Source organism: Modestobacter sp. NPDC049651, assembly GCF_040659695.1.
Classification (GTDB): domain Bacteria; phylum Actinomycetota; class Actinomycetes; order Mycobacteriales; family Geodermatophilaceae; genus Modestobacter.
Genome location: NZ_JBFAOG010000035.1, coordinates 1 through 1,014, shown reverse-complemented (window position 1 = coordinate 1,014; position 1,014 = coordinate 1). Strand labels below are relative to the sequence as shown.

The following is a 1,014-nucleotide window of genomic DNA, read 5'->3' as shown; positions in this document are numbered from 1 at the left end:
GGAACGGGTCAGCCGGCCGGCTGGGTGAGGTCGTACATCGTGACCCCGCCGACGGTCTGCGCGGTGAAGTTCTCCGCCACCCACGAGGCGATCTCGGACGACGACCCGCTGCCGCCGCCCATCCCGGTGCCGCCGCCGATGAACCAGTGCACCGCGCCGTCGGCCACGGACTGCTGGAACTGCGCGAGCGTCGGCGAGGGGTCGGTGCCGTTGAAGCCGCCGATCGGCATCACCGGGTCGCCGGTGGCCAACTGGTAGCCCGATGCGTTGTTCGACCCGACCGCCGCGGCGACCCAGGTGAACGAGCCGGCGTCCTCCTCGAGCGCGGCGACGACCTCGTCGCTGGGGTCGCTGCCGTTCAGCAGCCCGCCCGTGCCGCCGCCCATGCCCCCGCGGCCGCCGGTGGGCGCCTGCCCGGTCGGGGGCTGACCGGTCGGTGCCTGGCCGGTGGTCCCACCCGGGAACCCGCCCCGCGTCCCGGCCGCCGCCCCGGGCTGCCCACCGGGGAAGCCACCGCGGCCGCCGCCCGGGCCGGAGCCCGCGCCGCCGGCCACCGCCGGACCGGCCGAGGGGATCGAGCCGGTGTGCGCCGTCCCGGCGGTCTGCACCGCGTAGGCGGCCGGGCCGCCCAGCCCGGCGAGCACCGCCACCGCCAGCACCGCGGTCACCAGCGCCCGGCGGGCGACGTGCGCGGCGAGCAGCCCGGCCGCGGCCAGCAGCCCGCCGGCGAGCACCGGCCAGCGCAGCCAGGGCAGGAAGTCCGCCGAGCGGCCGAGCAGCACGAACGACCACAACGCCGCGCCCAGCAGGGTCAGCGCCAGCACGATCCGGGCCCACCAGGTGCCGCGGCGCTGCCACAGCAGCCCGCCCCCGGTGCCGACCAGCGCCGCGACCGCCGGGGCCAGGGCCACGGTGTAGTAGGCGTGGAAGATGCCGGCCATCAGGCTGAACGTCAGGCCGGTGATCAGCAGCCAGGTGCCCCAGGTCAGCAGCGCCGCCCGGCGGGTGTCGGTG

1 pseudogene is annotated in these 1,014 nt (G+C 77.8%); it reads right to left on the bottom strand.

Annotated features, from left to right (window positions below):
* Positions 1–8 precede the first annotated feature (8 nt).
* Positions 9–1,014, bottom strand: a pseudogene (locus AB0J00_RS21900) (glycosyl transferase); the annotation flags it as partial.